The organism is Paenibacillus sp. FA6 (assembly GCF_051550225.1).
In the GTDB taxonomy this organism is placed as follows: Bacteria; Bacillota; Bacilli; order Paenibacillales; family Paenibacillaceae; genus Paenibacillus_AQ.
Genome location: NZ_CP188820.1, coordinates 2,493,211 through 2,510,246, shown reverse-complemented (window position 1 = coordinate 2,510,246; position 17,036 = coordinate 2,493,211). Strand labels below are relative to the sequence as shown.

Annotated in this window: 22 protein-coding genes; 21 read left to right on the top strand and 1 reads right to left on the bottom strand. The window is 40.4% G+C overall.

Annotation, left to right across the window (positions count from 1 at the left end; genetic code table 11):
- Positions 1-75: 75 nt before the first annotated feature.
- The 12 genes from ACP8HI_RS11755 (at position 76) to ACP8HI_RS11700 (ending at position 8,491) form a co-directional block, all read left to right on the top strand.
- On the top strand, positions 76-669 hold the full coding sequence (locus tag ACP8HI_RS11755; protein ID WP_438351253.1) for an RNA polymerase sigma factor: 594 nt from the start codon (positions 76-78) through the stop codon (positions 667-669).
- The gene (locus tag ACP8HI_RS11750) at positions 666-1,256 is read left to right on the top strand and encodes an anti-sigma factor family protein (protein WP_438351252.1); all 591 of its coding nucleotides are present in this window, start codon (positions 666-668) and stop codon (positions 1,254-1,256) included. Before ACP8HI_RS11755 ends, ACP8HI_RS11750 begins: the two co-directional genes overlap by 4 nt.
- A 35-nt stretch (positions 1,257-1,291) precedes the next feature.
- Entirely contained in the window at positions 1,292-1,876 is a 585-nt protein-coding gene (locus tag ACP8HI_RS11745) for a histidine phosphatase family protein (protein ID WP_438351251.1), read from the top strand.
- A 125-nt stretch (positions 1,877-2,001) separates the two neighbouring features.
- The gene (locus ACP8HI_RS11740) at positions 2,002-2,613 is read left to right on the top strand and encodes a hypothetical protein (RefSeq protein ID WP_438351250.1); all 612 of its coding nucleotides are present in this window, start codon (positions 2,002-2,004) and stop codon (positions 2,611-2,613) included.
- Between the two features lie 84 nt (positions 2,614-2,697).
- The gene (locus tag ACP8HI_RS11735) at positions 2,698-3,807 is read left to right on the top strand and encodes a hypothetical protein (RefSeq protein ID WP_438351249.1); all 1,110 of its coding nucleotides are present in this window, start codon (positions 2,698-2,700) and stop codon (positions 3,805-3,807) included.
- Positions 3,808-3,826: 19 nt separating this feature from the next.
- Positions 3,827-4,006 (top strand): IDEAL domain-containing protein, encoded by a 180-nt coding sequence (locus ACP8HI_RS11730; protein WP_438351248.1) that lies wholly within the window; start codon positions 3,827-3,829, stop codon positions 4,004-4,006.
- A 74-nt stretch (positions 4,007-4,080) separates the two neighbouring features.
- Positions 4,081-4,527, top strand: a complete 447-nt coding sequence (locus ACP8HI_RS11725) for a DUF2487 family protein (RefSeq protein WP_438351247.1) — start codon at positions 4,081-4,083, stop codon at positions 4,525-4,527.
- A gap of 166 nt (positions 4,528-4,693) precedes the next feature.
- Positions 4,694-5,239, top strand: coding sequence for a ubiquinol-cytochrome c reductase iron-sulfur subunit (locus tag ACP8HI_RS11720; protein WP_438351246.1), 546 nt, complete (start codon positions 4,694-4,696; stop codon positions 5,237-5,239).
- Between the two features lie 16 nt (positions 5,240-5,255).
- Positions 5,256-5,927: a menaquinol-cytochrome c reductase cytochrome b subunit gene (qcrB, locus tag ACP8HI_RS11715; RefSeq protein WP_438351245.1), complete on the top strand. Its 672-nt coding sequence runs from the start codon at positions 5,256-5,258 to the stop codon at positions 5,925-5,927.
- An 18-nt stretch (positions 5,928-5,945) separates the two neighbouring features.
- A complete protein-coding gene (locus ACP8HI_RS11710; protein ID WP_438351244.1) occupies positions 5,946-6,815 on the top strand; it encodes a c-type cytochrome in 870 nt (289 codons plus the stop codon).
- 128 nt (positions 6,816-6,943) lie between these two features.
- Positions 6,944-7,588, top strand: a complete 645-nt coding sequence (locus tag ACP8HI_RS11705; RefSeq protein WP_438351243.1) for a DUF1405 domain-containing protein — start codon at positions 6,944-6,946, stop codon at positions 7,586-7,588.
- Between the two features lie 75 nt (positions 7,589-7,663).
- Entirely contained in the window at positions 7,664-8,491 is an 828-nt protein-coding gene (locus ACP8HI_RS11700; RefSeq protein WP_438351242.1) for a sporulation protein YpjB, read from the top strand.
- Positions 8,492-8,494: 3 nt separating this feature from the next.
- Here the strand turns inward: ACP8HI_RS11700 and ACP8HI_RS11695 are convergent, their stop codons facing one another.
- On the bottom strand, positions 8,495-9,370 hold the full coding sequence (locus ACP8HI_RS11695; protein ID WP_438351241.1) for a YitT family protein: 876 nt from the start codon (positions 9,368-9,370) through the stop codon (positions 8,495-8,497).
- A 185-nt stretch (positions 9,371-9,555) separates the two neighbouring features.
- On the opposite strand from ACP8HI_RS11695, the gene ACP8HI_RS11690 reads away from it, so the two are divergent.
- From ACP8HI_RS11690 to panB, 9 genes are all read left to right on the top strand, one after another.
- Complete coding sequence (locus ACP8HI_RS11690) at positions 9,556-9,885, top strand: nucleotide pyrophosphohydrolase (protein ID WP_438351240.1); 330 nt, start codon at positions 9,556-9,558, stop codon at positions 9,883-9,885.
- Between the two features lie 50 nt (positions 9,886-9,935).
- Positions 9,936-10,475: a tetratricopeptide repeat protein gene (locus ACP8HI_RS11685; RefSeq protein ID WP_438351239.1), complete on the top strand. Its 540-nt coding sequence runs from the start codon at positions 9,936-9,938 to the stop codon at positions 10,473-10,475.
- Positions 10,476-10,496: 21 nt separating this feature from the next.
- Positions 10,497-11,300 (top strand): 4-hydroxy-tetrahydrodipicolinate reductase, encoded by an 804-nt coding sequence (gene dapB / locus ACP8HI_RS11680; protein WP_438351238.1) that lies wholly within the window; start codon positions 10,497-10,499, stop codon positions 11,298-11,300.
- 27 nt (positions 11,301-11,327) lie between these two features.
- A complete protein-coding gene (locus ACP8HI_RS11675) occupies positions 11,328-11,750 on the top strand; it encodes a methylglyoxal synthase (RefSeq protein WP_438351237.1) in 423 nt (140 codons plus the stop codon).
- Positions 11,747-12,445: a bacillithiol biosynthesis deacetylase BshB1 gene (bshB1, locus tag ACP8HI_RS11670; RefSeq protein ID WP_438351236.1), complete on the top strand. Its 699-nt coding sequence runs from the start codon at positions 11,747-11,749 to the stop codon at positions 12,443-12,445. Before ACP8HI_RS11675 ends, bshB1 begins: the two co-directional genes overlap by 4 nt.
- A 41-nt stretch (positions 12,446-12,486) precedes the next feature.
- The gene (gene bshA / locus ACP8HI_RS11665; RefSeq protein WP_438351235.1) at positions 12,487-13,659 is read left to right on the top strand and encodes an N-acetyl-alpha-D-glucosaminyl L-malate synthase BshA; all 1,173 of its coding nucleotides are present in this window, start codon (positions 12,487-12,489) and stop codon (positions 13,657-13,659) included.
- 9 nt (positions 13,660-13,668) lie between these two features.
- Positions 13,669-14,949 (top strand): CCA tRNA nucleotidyltransferase, encoded by a 1,281-nt coding sequence (locus ACP8HI_RS11660; RefSeq protein WP_438351791.1) that lies wholly within the window; start codon positions 13,669-13,671, stop codon positions 14,947-14,949.
- Complete coding sequence (locus tag ACP8HI_RS11655; protein WP_438351234.1) at positions 14,942-15,913, top strand: biotin--[acetyl-CoA-carboxylase] ligase; 972 nt, start codon at positions 14,942-14,944, stop codon at positions 15,911-15,913. Before ACP8HI_RS11660 ends, ACP8HI_RS11655 begins: the two co-directional genes overlap by 8 nt.
- Positions 15,914-16,168: 255 nt before the next feature.
- Positions 16,169-17,035 carry a 3-methyl-2-oxobutanoate hydroxymethyltransferase gene (gene panB, locus ACP8HI_RS11650; protein ID WP_438351233.1) on the top strand — a complete coding sequence of 289 codons (867 nt, stop codon included), beginning with the start codon at positions 16,169-16,171 and terminating at the stop codon, positions 17,033-17,035.
- Position 17,036 lies beyond the last annotated feature (1 nt).

The window sequence follows — 17,036 nt, the reverse complement described above, 5'->3', positions numbered from 1 at the left end:
CGGGGAATTTGCCTATACATAATGGCTAGAAATAGCTCAAAGTTAGTAGATGTTTGGCGAGGAGGTCGGATACATATGTCGGATTCCCAGATGATTCGAGAGATTAAAGAGGGGAATGTCGAACTTTTTTCCGTGTTAATGCGCCGTTATCAGCGTAAAATATTAGCATTTGTCTATCATATGTTAAAGAGTTCTAATATGGAGCTTATGGCGGAGGATCTTTGTTCAGAAACATTTTACAAAGCATACCGTAGTCTCCATACTTTTAGAGAATTGGATGCCTCATTCTCCACATGGCTATATACGATTGCACGGAATACCGTCTTAAGTGAATTGCGTAAACAACGTAATGTAAATATTCCGCTGGATGAGAGTGGATTTGTTCCGGTTGCACCCTTTGAAGTGGCACCAGAACAAGCGATTCTTCGTAATGAGAAAGTTAATATGGTGAGATCTGCCATTAATAATTTGCCTGAGAAACAGCGTTCTGCCTTAATTCTAAGAGAATACGATCAATTAGATTATCAGGAAATAGCTAATATTCTGGGACAAAGCGTGAGTTCTGTGAAATCGCTTTTATTTCGAGCACGTTCTAGTGTGAAAATACAACTTGAACCTTACTATTATAACGACACTAATGAAGAAATTGAAGGGATGACTAACAGATGAAATGCTGTGAGGCTCAGGAATTATTCGGATTGATCTGGGATATGCCCGTGGATGATCCGAAGAGGCTTATGTTAGAACAACATATAGCAACCTGTAGCGAGTGTTCATCTGAATTCGAGCTTTGGGAAGAAAGTCGATGGTTCATGCAAGATTTAAGTGATGAATGGACAGAATTAAAGTCGGAATCTATTAATAGACAGGTAATGGATCGGATATTTAGCGAATCTCCGTGGTTGATACAGGATCAGAGTAAGCCATTTGAAGTACCGGTAGCGACAAGGCAGAGACTATCGGTATGGATTATTAGTTGCCTTATGTTGTTCTTTATTAGTTTTTTATTCTTTATTACGCTGGACCCATCTAAATCTAAGATTGAAACAGCACCAGCCAATGGTATCTTTCCCACCGAGATTGCAGGGAATTCTACGGTTGGAACTTATATTATTCCTGAGTTGAATAGCGGAATTATTGAACCGCTGGTAGTCAATATGGGACCTGCGAATCCTCTTTATTGGATGGTATTATCTATTATGAGTGTAGCATTAGCGCTATACTCCCTAAGAAGGTTAAGCCGTATTCGTCGTTGATCAGGAACCATTATTTGGATTGGAGGATAAAGAGGATGAGAATAGGATTGATCCGTCATGGAATTACGGACTGGAACGCCTTAGGGAAGATTCAAGGCCAAACGGATATTCCATTAAATGACGAGGGTAGGGAACAGGCTGCGACTTTAGGCGAACGTTTGAGAGGGGAATCTTTTACGTGGGATTATGTCATTAGTAGTGGACTAGTACGTGCGGATGAAACTGGATCTATTATCGCATCTATATTGTCCATTCCTATGATGGAACCTGATAAGCGTCTGTTAGAGCGCTCTTTCGGACAAGTGGAGGGGCTTACAGCCGAGCAACGGGAGAAGAAATGGGGTACGGATTGGAATCAACTAGATCTCGGACAGGAAAAGGATGAAGACATTCAAGTGCGTGGTCTTGCCTTTTTGGAAGATATGTGGAAAAAGTACCCTGATAGGAACATTCTCGTTATAAGTCACGGCGCTTTTCTTGCCCAATTATATATAGCGATGTACAACGATATGTATACGGAGAGAATCGGTAATTTATCATTAACTATTTTGGAAAAAGAGGATGAGAATTGGAAGCCTCTATTATATAACTGTAGTCGTCATTTACTGGAGATACAGTAAAATGGGTTGTCCTAAAGTCATTAACTGACTAGGGGCATCCCTTTTTTTTGTAACTTTATTGAATTTAATGCGTTCTTTATAGTAAGAGATTTCTGGATTTGGAACAACATTCGGAGGTGCAACTTTTGAAGAAAAAGTATATTTCAATTAGTGCGGGTCTATTTGCTGTATTATTGACAGGCTCATTACTTTATTCACAGTCAATTAATCCAAAGGAAAAAGTTAAAAATGGGTTTGATTCGAGTCAAGCGAGTCTTCCGTTGGTTGTGGGAGATGGAATTGAAATTACCGCAGATAGATTTATCTTGTACAAAAAGAATGCTGAGTTAGTCCAGACTCCACTAAGTGATGATGAAATTATTAATGAGCTTATTAAAAAGGAACTATCTATACAGTATGCAGAAAATCTAGGATTGGAAGTAGTGGCTCAAGAAATTGATGACGTTATTGCATATGAAAGAGCTGCGTTAAACGATCCAAATCTAGATCCAGACAATAATGTAGTAAAAGAACTCATGTCGAATCGGATTAGAATAACTGGTTTAACAGAAGATGAATTTTGGAATACGGAAGAAACAAGATATGGATATGAGAGTGCTATCTTTCTTGGAAAGCTATTTGAACATTTAGTAGAGGAGGGGAACATTAAGGATATGACTGAGTTTAATGAATTCCAAATAGGACTTTTAAATGATTCCCAAGACAAATTACAAATTAACTATGATGTTATTAAATAACACGCCGAAAGGCGTTTTTCTTTTTTAGGTATCAAATGGGGATGATCTACCAATAATGGTACTAAAACGGTGAGGCGATGAACCATGAATCGAACCATGAATCTAGCGGATATGCTCACGTTTGCTGATATTGGGCAGTTGACAACGATCGCAAGCCACTATCAATGCGAGTGCAAGCAGAATTCGAAACACGAGTTAATTCAGAGTATTTTAGTGACTCTGAATCGTAGGGAATTTATTGGGCAACAGATTCGTTGTCTCTCCGTGGATGATTTGAGATTTCTTAACGCTATTCTGTTCGATGATCGACAATTCTTCAATCTGGAGGAGTTCATTGCAATTATTAGGCAAACTTCCTTTCAGATCGTAGCGGCTGACAGCTCGAATGCACAGGTGAAGAACTCAAATCCTCGAGACACGATTGCTCGCTTCAAAAGAAGCGGTTGGATATTCAATGGTTTGTCACAGGACACAAAGTATCTCTTTCAGGTTCCACGCGATCTGAAGGATAGATTCCGCAAGGAATTGGGCGGTTATTTGAAAAGCATGGTTACAAGCACAGGTGAACCAGCGGTCTATCGTGAAGAACAGGGTCTAATATCAGAAGATTTAGGATTCTTTCTACGTTATGTTCATCAGCAAGAGATTGAGATGAATCAGGATAGCGCGATGTATCGAAGAAATCAGCAACAGATTATGGACAGTTTTCATATTTCGGAACCCCTTCTATCAAAAGGAGGATGGCGATTTGGATATGGAAGAACCTTTCATGTGTATCCGATCAGATTAGCCTTGATTTATGATTATGCATTCCATAAGGGGTATATTGATGAGTTGGATCATAGATTAAAACTTACAGGGATAGGGCTGAAATGGTTGGAGCAAGGGGAAAGTGAAGGAATGGTACAAATAGTTCGATTCTGGTCAAAACTGTATAAACGACCCATTCCTAATTTATCGTCTCTAGTTTATTGGATTGGTCATTGTTGTAGTGAGTGGGTTACGCTTACTTCGTTACATGAGGCTTTAGGATGGTTAATTAAGCCGTTCTACTACGATACATCACAGACGATCATGGAACAGCGTGTGATTCAAATGATGATGCATCTAGGGCTTCTCCGCATCGGAGAAAGTGAAGAAGAGGGGATTGTTGTGAAAATGACGTTATGGGGCAAGGAAATGGTTCAGATCTAAAGTGTGGAGGTGCATTCAATTGGATAAGTTGAAAGTTACTTACGAAGTCATGTTGGGGTTAGCAGCTGAGATGGTCTTGGATGAAGCCGTTCGTATATATCGGAGCGAAGAGGTCTATAAGAAAATCGACAGAGCGTTAGCTAATAGAGACAAGATAGCTTTTACAGAACTGACTTCAGAGCTAAGGACTTTGAAATGAAGAAATGCGTCTTTGCATTTCTTCATTTTTAGGTTAGATTTAAGTTCATAAGTAATATAGAAGGGATGATTGTTATGAAGTTCAGCGAAATATCTCCTGAGTCATGGTTAGAACTACAACCTTACTTAGATACTTGTCTGATTCCTTTCACGGGTCTGACGGGATTGGAATCTCCCATCGAATCTACGGCAGCTTTGGAAAGATTACGTGATTTGATGGATTTAGTTGAATCTCGCTATAGTGGAAGGATGGTTACATACCCTGCTTTTCATTATGGAGGTCAAGCAAATTGTGAACTATTAAATGATATCTGTCACAAAATGAAGATAAGTGGATTTAAATATGTTATTGTTATGACAGCAGATGCATATTTAGAATCACCTCAATGTACTCATGCTGACTTAATATTATCACAGCCATGTTTAGAAGAATTGTTAGTAGATCAACATTTGTCGCTATCATCTATCATACAAGAAAAGGTGGAAAACCTCTGGAAAAGGAACTACTCACACCAAATGTGACAGAATTCCAACATTTTGCGGTAATGAAACTTTTTTGTTGACATGAAAATGAGCATGAATTCTTGACGGTCTTAAGAGGCTAATATATTATTAAGTTGTCTTGGTAATTGGTGTGATAAATATCATTGAATTACTTAATGAACGGGTTGAAAAGGGGGTTGAAGACATGGAGAACAACCAAAATGATCATCAAGAAAAGGAATACCTACCAAATAGTAACAAAGAGATGTCTCGTCGACAATTTCTAACGTATACGTTGGGGGGCGCGACAGCCTATATGGCTGCTGGTGCAATATTACCAATGGTACGATTTGCGGTAGATCCTATTCTGCAGAAGAAGACGGATGGAGAATTCATTAAAGTTGTTGAGGTTAGTAAAATTACCAATGATCCACAGGAGTTTAAATTTGAACTCAAACAACAAGATGGATGGTATCCAAGTACTGCTAACTTAGTTGCATGGATTCGTAAAGATGAATCCGGCAAGATTTATGCTTTGTCACCCATCTGTAAGCATTTGGGATGTATTGTGGGATGGAATAATAACAAATCATATCCAGACGAGTATCACTGCCCTTGCCACGGAGCTCGTTATACGAAAGTAGGCAAGAACCTATCAGTATCTCCTAAGCCACTCGATACTTACAAGATATCGGTTGATAATGGATGGGTGTACTTAGGCAGTACTGAACCAAATACGGAAGTGAAATAGGAGGCGAATATTTCGGATGTTTAAGAATATCTATAACTGGATTGACGAACGTCTTGATATCACGCCGATATGGAGAGACGTTGCAGACCATGAGGTTCCGGAACATGTTAACCCGGCGCATCATTTCTCTGCATTTGTTTATTGCTTCGGTGGATTGACATTCTTTATTACCGTCATTCAAATTCTGTCAGGTATGTTCCTGACGATGTATTATGTACCTGATATTATGAATGCTTATAACAGTGTTGAGTATTTGCAGACACAAGTTGCATTTGGTCAAATTGTGCGAGGAATGCATCACTGGGGAGCGAGTTTAGTTATTGTCATGATGTTTCTACATACAATGCGTGTATTCTTTACGGGCTCGTATAAAGCCCCTCGTGAAATGAACTGGGTCGTAGGTATGCTCATCTTTTTCGTTATGTTGGGTCTAGGACTGACAGGTTATTTACTTCCTTGGGATAACAAAGCCTACTTTGCAACGAGAGTAACGATGGAAATCGCAAACTCTGTTCCATATTTAGGACCTGTGCTGAAAGAATTGATGCAAGGTGGTACGATCGTTGGTGCTCAGACATTAACACGATTCTTTGCATTACACGTATTTTTCCTCCCGGCCGTATTGTTAACTCTGTTGGTTGGACATTTCATCATGATCCGCAGACAGGGAATTTCCGGTCCACTATAATAGAAGGGAGGTATATTGATGGCGCACGGAAAAGATTCGAAAGAAAAGGTAGTTTTTGTTGGTGATTCTCGTGTTAAGAAGGGTAAAGGTTTTGTTATACCACCTGATTACACAGCGTATCCTGGTAAATCAGAAGCTTTTATTCCTAACTTTCTGTTAAAAGAATGGATGGTTGGGGTTGTCGTTCTTGTCGGATTCTTAGTGTTAACGATTGCTGAACCTGCTCCACTTGGTTTTCCAGCAAATCCAAGTGCAACGATTATACCTATGCCGGATTGGTATTTCTTATTCTTATATGAATATTTGAAACTGCCTTACGCCTCTGGTGATTATGTTGCTCTTGGAGTCGTTGGTGTTACGGGTGTAGCCTTTATGGCATTATTGTTAGCACCGTTCCTAGATACAGGCAAAGAGCGTCGGTTTTATCGCAGACCAATCACATCAGCGCTTATGCTATTGTCACTAGCGGCGATTGTGTTTCTGACGAACTCCGCTTGGACGCATTATACGAATGAACTAGAAGCTACGAATCAGATACCAGAGACTGAACAACGTGTTATAGATGCTGAAGCGAAGCGTGCAAAGGGTCTTCCTACTTCCAATGCAATTGTAACCAAAGAAATTGCTATTGTGGATAAAGAAGATAAAGCAATGGAATCTTTCGTAATGGCAGGTTGTATTTCTTGTCATGCAACGGATCTGAAGGGTAATGCTGGTCCATCATTACGTGGAGTTGGCGATACCTATGATGAAGCTGCTATTCTATCAATCATTAAAGAAGGTCAAGGTCGTATGTCTCCAATGTATGACAGTGCTATTGCAGCAGGTTTAACGGATCAAGATGTTAATGAACTTGCAGCATGGCTTGCTAAACAAAAAGCAGAATAGTAAAATCAATTGAAATGAAAAACCTGAATCTTTAAATAGATCAGGTTTTTTTTCAAATATAATAAAGTATAAGTTTCACTTGATACTCTATTTCTGCTTGAATGGTTATCACCTAAGGAGGAGCAATATTGTCTATTTCTTATTTTTGGAGCACATCATTTTTGAATAAACGAAGTTTTCTGTGGCTACTATTTCTATGTAATCTCGTGGGGACAGTATATGGATATATCTGGTACGGAGGTCAAATGGAATACACATTAGAACATTATCCTTCATGGTTAATTGTATTCGTCCCAGATAGTCCGACTGCAAGCTTATTCTTTACAATTGCTATTGGATGTTTATTGATGCCACCTCGAACAGGATGGGGTCAAACCGTTCGTCATATTATTGAAGCGTTGGCAGTAGTTACATCAGTGAAATATGGGATATGGGCATGTAGTATGATATTCGCGGGTCAATTTCAAGGGGATATTTTGCAATGGCAGGATTGGATGCTTGTTGTGTCCCATTCAGCTATGGTGATTGAGGCATTAGTATATGTTCGCTTATTTGGATTCAATTCTAGATTGTTAATCGGTGCTGCCGCATGGACTCTATCGAATGATTTCATAGATTATACATATGGTGTGTATCCTTATCTCCCAAGTGTGTTACATGACAACTTAAAGGCTGTAGAGAACTTCACGATGGGTCTTACTCTCTTTAGCGTTGCGGTAACCTGGATTACATTAAGATATGCTAGACTACGTACTCTTGGAATGAAAGACTAGAATGATCATAGAATCTGAGTTCTATTGTTCTATATGCATCCCTCTGACCATACATTTACGGTAGGAGGGATGTCCATGTTACGTATTACACGATCTCACCCAATACGATGGTTGATGGTTAGCTTCATGTTTATGTTTATTACAAATCAAGATGTGATCTGGTCGCAAGGATCATCATCAGCCCCAACCGATCAAGCAGCACAGTTAAATATAGCTGCAGAGAGGTTATATCGTGATGTAGTTGATGGGGATCTGACAGAGGTTCGTCTGGCTACAGAGAGAGTTGAACAACTCTTTACATCCTCTTCGTTCGAAGGTCTGACGGAAGTTGAGGGCATTCAAGCCCTTGCAGAGTGCATCGTAGAAGTGAAGGTTGCAACGGCTCAATTATCCATTCAACCAGAGGAATGGTTGAAATCTGCAGCGAAACTGCGTTTGGCAGCAGATAGTCTAAGTAATAAAGAACAACCTTTATGGCACCAATATTATAAAGTTATACGTGAAGATCTAAGTATGATGCAGAACCAATTAAATGAGAATAATAAACAAGGTTTGAAAAAAGCTTACGATAGCCTTCAAGCTCATTATGAGTTGATTCGTCCAGCCGTTGTGATACAGAAGAAGCCATTTGAGATCAATATGATGGATTCGTGGATATCGTTTGTAGGTGGCATGACAACTTCGACGACTTCTAAAGTAGATTCCATTAGAAATACGATTGTTCAAGGGGAAGAAATGGTTAATACATTATTTGGTAAGAAAAGGGATGAACCTGCTTTCTCAGCCCAATTAGATCTTCATTCCTATCAGAATGGAATCTGGATAGGTGGATTATTTATACTTTCTACACTTATCTATGTAGGTTATCGTAAATATCAAGGAGAGCAGAAGTTGTGGTGGTAGACTTCACGGATGATCTTCGCGGAAGCCTTCTCCATGAACGTCATGAACATCATTAATAATGATGAAAGCCCGGGGATCAATGGACTTAATTATCAGGCTGAGACGCCGAATCTCTTGTCTAGAAACGACACAGTAGACCATATATTTAGCTTGCTTGGAATAGGCACCAATCGCAGGAATTAATGTTACTCCTCGATCCATTTCCTTCGTGATGAGATCAGCGATCTCAGGAGCATGATCGCTAATAATCGTGAAGGCTTTAGCGGCGTATGCTCCCTCTTGGATAAAGTCGATCACTCTAGATGCAATATAAACAGCAACGAAAGTGTATAATATTTTCTCGATAGGAATGAAGAATAAAGAAGCTCCAATGATGATGACATCCAGCGCCAAGATGACTTGCCCCATACTCCACCCGAATTTACGACTGCAGATTCTTGCGATGATGTCAGATCCTCCAGTAGTTCCTCCGAAGCGGAATACAATTCCGAGTCCTCCACCCAATGTGACCCCTGCGTATAGAGAGACCAATATATAGTCATATTGGGTCACGAAGGGAGAAATCAGCCCAATCTCTATGATCTTTTCAAAAAACCAAAGAAAAAAAGTCAATGATACGATACCAATCCCCGTATAGAGCATTTGCTTCTTACCTAAGATTATCCACCCCAGTATAAAAAGAGGGACATTCAGAATTAAAGTAGATAATGAAGGCGGAATTTGGAAAGCATAATGAAGCAATATCGTAATTCCAGTGACTCCACCCTCCATTAATTGGTTAGGAATTATAAAATAAAGAAGACCAAAAGCATAAATTGCTGTACCCATAATGATGGGAACAGCCATTTTAAGTTGTGTAATGATGTTCGTTAACTTCATATAAATCCCCCACATATTCAGAAATAGGAAAAACATAGATTATTATGTCAATAGTAGTATACCTTTTTTAACAAATATTAAAAAAAGATTTATTACAAAATAGCTTTAATAGCGCATTTGGAGTAAAATAAGTAACAAGAAAATGGTTGGATTTACGTACGATGTCTAAAGGGGTTGTGCAAAATATGGAGAAATCATTGGCTGAGATGCAGCGGGAAGTGGATCGCTATATTTCGCAATTTGAAGAAGGATATTTCAGTCCGTTGTCTATGCTAGCGAGAATGTCGGAAGAAGTTGGCGAGTTAGCGCGTGAAGTGAACCATGAATTTGGTGAAAAACCTAAAAAGCTAAGTGAAGAACATAATTCAATTGAGCTAGAACTTGGGGATATCCTCTTTATTACAATGTGTTTCGCTAACTCATTAGGTATCGATTTGAGCAAAGCGCATGATTCCGTCATGCATAAATTTAATACTCGTGATGCTAATCGCTGGACTAAAAAGAACACCGATTAAGTATATCGTACATATGCTGTATAAAACCCGTTTGAAGGTGAGAACAGCATATGAAATCGGAAGACTATATTCAACAGGCATACCGTTGTATTTTACAAAATGATTTTGTAGAAGCGATCCGTCTTTTCGAAGAAGCCATTAGTTTAAATCCGTTAGATGCTGAGATTTATTACAAGTGTTCCATTACCTATGCTCGAAATAATCGGCTTGTTAAAGGGATTGAATATGCTGAGAGGGCTCTTCATCTGGCTCCAAAAAAGGTTGTCTATCAGTTATATTTACAACATCTCAAGGCTATGTATCTCGTGCAGGAATCAAAGAAACAAATGGATCAATTACAGAGTACTTCCGTTATTGATTTATATAAGGCGGTTTCCTCACTAAAGGAGGCCATCGAATTAGATCCGTTGTATGGTGAAGCTTATGTTTGTTTGGCTTTAGCATACAGTGAGCTGAATGAACATGCGACTGCGATCGCAACGTTAAAGGAAGCATTATTTCTTTTACCAGCAGAGCAGGGGTTGGATAAGTTATTAGAACAACTAAAAACGAAATTTAAAGATTATATGAATGATTCAATAATAGAATGAGAAAGCGGGGGGATCTGAAAGATGTCAGTTCCAATCAGAGTAGCGGTTATAGGTGCTGGAGGCCGCATGGGCAAAGAAGTCATTAAGTTAGTGTTGGAGGATCAAGAACTTGAATTAGTAGCAGCAGTGGATCGTTCTGCTGGTGAGGTGGACGTTGCTAGTTTAGTTGGTTTACCTGCAAGCGGAGTTATCGTTACGTCTGATATTGAATTTGCCTTTGTAGAGCATAAGCCAGATGTGATGGTTGACTTTACTACACCACAATCTGCGTATATGAATACATTAATTGCGATTAAACATGGTGTGAGACCAGTGATAGGAACGACTGGTTTTACACCAGAAGAGATTAAGGAACTGGACAAGCTATGTCAAGAGAAGGAAATTGGTGGCTTAATCGCACCGAACTTCTCTATTGGCGCTATATTGATGATGAAGTTTGCCGCACAGGCAAGTAAATACTTTCCGCATGTTGAGATTATTGAGTCTCACGGTGACCAAAAGCTGGATGCACCTTCAGGAACAGCGATAAAAACGGCAGAAATGATTGTCGAGAATCGTAACGAGCTTCGGCAAGGAAATCCAGAGGAGAAAGAAACGATCGAAGGAGCGCGTGGCGGGTATTATAATGGATTTCGAATTCATAGCGTTCGATTGCCAGGGATTTTTGCCCAACAGGAAGTGATTCTTGCTGGCTTTGGTCAATCACTTAAGATTCGTCATGATTCATATGAACGTGCTGCATACATGCCAGGGGTAAAAGTGGGAATTCAAAAAGTGATGGAGTATACCGGGCTAGTATATGGGTTCGAACAATTCATTGACTAACTAGAGGAGATAGGGGAGATACAAACTATGAAAATTGCATTTATAGCTCACGACCGAAAGAAAGAAGAAATGGTCAATTTCGTTATTGCTTATGAGCATGTTTTTGAAGGTCAAGAATTGTATTCTACTGGTACAACCGGATTACGAATTATGGAGAATACGAAATTGAAAATTCATCGTTTCATGTCTGGTCCTCTTGGAGGAGATCAACAGATTGGTGCCCTCGTTGCTCAAAATGAAATGGATCTTATCGTTTTCTTGAGAGACCCACTCATGGCACAGCCACATGAACCAGATATTAATGCTCTCCTACGCTTATGTGATGTTCAAGGAATACCTCTTGCGACCAATATCGCTACAGCAGAGATTCTTGTCAAGGCTATGGACCGCGGTGACTTTGCATGGCGTGAGCTCGTACATAAGTATAAGCCAACTAGTGATGATGTATGACAGATCAGCTAGATATTCTCGTGTTCGGTGCGCATGCGGATGATGCAGAGATTGGGATGGCAGGAACGATATATAAACATGTTGAGGCAGGCTATAGGGTAGGAATATGTGATTTGACTTTTGCAGAGATGTCTTCTAATGGAACTGTGGAAATTCGCAAGCAAGAGGCGGAAGAAGCGGGTAAGATATTGAAATTATCTTCACGTAGCAATCTAGGTCTCCCTGATCGAGGTTTAACTATGACACAGGATAATATAGAAGCGATTACTGCAGAAATTCGGCGACTTGCGCCGCGAATCGTATTTGCACCTTACTGGGAAGATAGACATCCTGATCATATCGCTTGTAGTAAGTTAGTTGAAGAGGCTGTGTTTAATGCAAAGCTTCGTCGTTATATGCCTAACCAACCGATCGTAAATGTGGAACAGTTGGTTTATTATTTCATTAATGATCTAGGACAAGCAGACCTTATCGTAGATATATCAAATCATTATGAAATGAAGGAGAAGGCACTTTCATGCTATCGATCTCAATTTGAAAAGTTAACGACAGATGCGATTGATACTCCTCTTACTCAAGGATATATTGAACGCGTGAAGTCTCGTGATAGATTAGTTGGTCAACGTAGACTTGTTCCGTATGCTGAGGGTTTTGCTGTAAAAACACCGTTCTTGGTTGAGCGATTCTTATCGTAATGATGGGGTTGTGTGTATAAATAGGAAGGGGGGCGACGATAATGAGTAAATTTTTGAAAATTGGAATTACCTGTTATCCATCACTAGGTGGTTCGGGTGTAGTTGCGACTGAGCTAGGGAAATTATTAGCTGAGAAGGGGCATCAGGTTCATTTCATTACGCATAGTATTCCATTTCGATTAGGAACGACGTTCCAAAAGAATATATTTTACCATGAAGTTGAAGTGAACGATTACTATGTGTTTAAATATCCACCTTATGATTTAGCGCTAGCTACTAAGATGGCACAAGTCGCCAAGTTGCAGAATCTTGATATCCTTCATGTACATTATGCGGTACCTCATGCGGTATGTGCCTTTCTAGCTAAGCAGATGGTCGGGGATCAATTGAAAGTAGTGACAACACTACATGGAACAGACATTACTGTATTAGCACAAGATGAAACACTGAAAGATCTTATTCGATTGGCCATAAATGAAAGTGATGCAGTAACGGCGGTGTCGAATGACTTGATTAGAGAAACTAGAGATGTCTTGGATATTAGTCGAGACATTGACTTGACATACAATTTCGTAGATAAACGGGTATACTACCCTCGTGATACAACATCTTTAAGACAAGATTTTGCCCTACCTGATGAGAAAATACTTATGCATATATCTAATTTTCGTCCAGTGAAACGCGTTTCGGATGTTATTGATATTTTTGCAAAGGTGAATGAAGAGATTCCTTCAAAACTTTTGTTAGTTGGAGAAGGTCCAGATCTGCCGAAAATTCAATGTATAATTAATGAATTGGGGTTATCTGACAGGGTTCATTTCCTCGGTAAACAAGATGAGATCGCACATGTCATATCACTTGCGGATGTGCTGCTTCTGCCATCTTCCAAGGAAAGCTTCGGTCTGGTGGCACTAGAAGCGATGGCCTGCGGTGTACCTACAGTGGGTTCTGAAGCTGGTGGCATTCCTGAACTTGTCATTCATGGAGAGACGGGTTTCCTTGCTCCTATTGGAGATGTCGCTCAAATGGCCGAATTTACGATTCAGCTATTATCTGATGTCGCTTTAGGTGAAAGGTTCAGTAAGGCATGTTTGAAACGTGCAAGAGAAGATTTCTGTGATACATTGATTACGAAGAAATATGAAGAAATATATTATCGTGTTCTGGGGCGAGAGGTTCCAAATACAGAATATTTGAATGAGGTGTGTGGGTAGTTGTCATTGGTGAAATGGATTCATGCGGAGATAGGAATGGCGGAACAAAGTGAAGTCCTTCTTCAAACGTTACTGGAACATGGGTTTGAAGCTTATTGGGTAGGGGGCTGTGTGAGGGATGAATTAATGGGTCGTCCTATCCACGATATGGATCTGACGACATCAGCGACTCCAGAAGAAGTAATGGGGTTATTCGATCACACCATCCCTACAGGGATTCAGCATGGTACAGTTACGGTGATCATGAAGGGTCATCCATTTGAAGTGACTACGTATCGCGTGGAAGGGACGTATATCAATCATCGACGCCCTGATGCAGTTACCTTTGTGAAAGATATTAAAGAGGATTTGAAGCGTCGTGACTTCACGATGAATGCTATCGCAAGAGCCGTCGATGGTACATATATAGATCCTTTCGGTGGTCAAGAAGCTACCCGAAAAGGCATAATTCGTGCTGTTGGAGATCCTCTCGAACGTTTCGATGAGGATGCTCTGCGGATGGTTCGTTGTGTACGGTTTGCATCCGTATTCGGATATTCGATCGCAAAGGATACATGGAAGGGTTTATTATCTAAGCGCAGTAACTTACAATACATAGCGTTGGAACGAATTCGTGTTGAAATGGAGAAGATCATGCGTGGTGAGAACCCCCTAAGAGGGCTCGAACTCTTAAGTCGCAGTCTCTTATTAGAATTCGCTAAAGTACCTATATTATGTTCAAGATTTGATCGAGAGTTACTCACTGGATTGCATATATTAAGTTCAGAGACATGTAACGTTAGATGGGGTCTACTTCTCTATGCTGGAAATTTCACATCTAGCGAGGCGGGGACAAATTTAAGGAAATGGACATTTAGCAATCAAGAGAAGGATGATATTTGCGGTCTACTTCGGCTAGATGAACAAGTAAGAAAAGAATATGTAGCACGGGAAAGTGTGGATTGTGATGAAAGACTAAGGCAATCATGGATTAGCCTCGTCCTTTCATTCGGAGTAGCAACCGCTGATGGCTGGCTGATGATGCAACGGGTACTTCCGGAGCACAGACGTATTATCCCTGTACAAGTCTTGGATTTATTTGCAACGTGGGGAAGTCAAATGAGAGTCCACCATCTTAAAGGTTTGAATGTAAGTGGTGATGAAATCATGCAGGCATTGAAGCGACCGGCAGGCCCATGGCTGAGTGAGATGCTTCAGCATTTATTGTTAGTTGTGGCAGCAGGGATCGTCGAGAACGATAAAGATAGTTTAATTGATGAAATGAAGCGGGTGAGTACAAGTCATGGTTGATGAATCCCTATTGAGCATATTACTTCAGAATCCTGATGAATTTATGTCGGGTGAAGAAATGAGTCGAAGATTATCGATCAGTCGGACAGCGGTGTGGAAGCAAATCAATAAGCTGAGAGGCTTAGGATACGAATTTGAGGCAGTGCCGAATAAAGGGTATCGTATTTTAGTGAAGCCGGATTCACTTGATCAATTGACGTTGAAGAATGCATTGAAGACAAAGATTATGGGTGCGGATATAGAAATTGTAAAAACGACGGTCTCTACGCAAGAAGAAGCGCGAAAGAGAGCAGAGCAGGGTGCTGCTGAAGGAACGCTTATCATTGCGGAAGAACAGACAGGTGGCAAAGGGAGATTGGGGCGTAAGTGGTTCTCTCCGCAAGGTAAAGGGATCTACATGAGTCTCATTCTTCGTCCACAACAGTCCCTTAAGTTTACGTCTCAGCTCACTCTTCTTACAGGTGTAGCTGTTTGTCGCGCGATTAGAAGGACGACAGGGTTAAATGCTGGACTCAAGTGGCCCAATGATATTCTTTTCAATAAACGCAAAATATGTGGTATTTTATTGGAATCGGTCGTTGAGGATGAGTTCGTACGTTATTGTATTGCTGGGATCGGTATAAGTGTGAATGTGGATGCTTACGATTACCCTGAAGAGTTACGGGATATTGCAACATCATTAAAGATAGAGAGTGGAAGTACGGTGGATCGTACCGTATTGATAGCTGCGGTTATGGAAGAGTTCGAAACGTTGTATACGCTATACCAACAGGAGGGCTTCCAGCCTATCTCCTTATTGTGGGAAGCATTGTCGATAAGTAATCAACAAGAGGTTATAGTAAACACCCATCAAGGATTACGAGAAGGCATTGCTATTGGTCTGGATCCTAGTGGGGCACTGCTTGTGGATATGGGAATGGGTGAGATCATGCCAATAATCTCCGGTGATGTCAAACTTAAATAGTGAAATTTATGATTGTATTTGTTATACTGTTTATTAGGCGGTATCGAAAGAAGTCGAACTGCACTTGTACTGAATACTTAAGTTTAAATGGACTATGCTTACTGAATACAGTGTGTACGTTGGATTCTGCTCTGAGCCGGAAGGACCGAGACAGAAGGGACGATCGAAAGTGACTCTTTTTTGACTATCGGACCTTTTTAGTGGAAATACTAGAAGGTTTTTTTGTTGTCTTAAAAATGAAAGGAGTGCATGAATATGTCAACTAAATCAATGCTAAACATTGTAAAAATGAAAAAGATGAAAGAGGAAGGAATTCCTTTGAGTATGGTTACAGCATATGATTATCCTACGGCCAAGTTATCTGAGGAAGCGAATGTAGATATCATTCTAGTAGGAGATTCGCTTGGTAATGTTGTATTGGGATATAACTCGACCATCCCTGTAACTTTGGAGGATATGGTGTATCATACTCGATCAGTTGCTAGAGGTGCTGAGAACACCTTTATCGTAGCTGACATGCCTTTTATGACATATCACGGAAGTATAGATGAGACTTTGCGCGGTGTAAGGAGGCTTATGCAGGAGGGGAATGCCCAAGCTGTGAAACTTGAGGGCGGTTTGGAGATATGCTCAGCCGTGGAGGTTATTGTGAAATCAGGCGTCCCTGTCTTAGGTCATATTGGTCTCACACCACAATCTGTGAACCAAATTGGTGGCTATCGGATACAGGGTAAAGATGCTAAGGATGCTCAGCGACTGATGGATGAAGCTAAAGCTTTAGAAGCAGCAGGAGCCTTTGGAATCGTGCTGGAGCTAGTAACTGAGCAAGTGGCAGAAGCCATTTCAAAGGAATTAACCATTCCAACGATTGGAATTGGAGCGGGACGTTATTGTGATGGGCAAGTACTCGTGTTTCATGATATTTTCCAATATGCATCACCCTACATGAACAAGCGATTTGTCAAAACTTATGGTGACATTGGATCATTAATTCGTGAAGGATTAGGGAAATATGTGAAAGAAGTAAAGGAACGCTCCTTCCCGTCTACCGAGCATGTGTTCTTGGCAGATGATCATGTATTGGATTCCCTTTATGGAAACGGAACGACAAAGGGGGGATAAG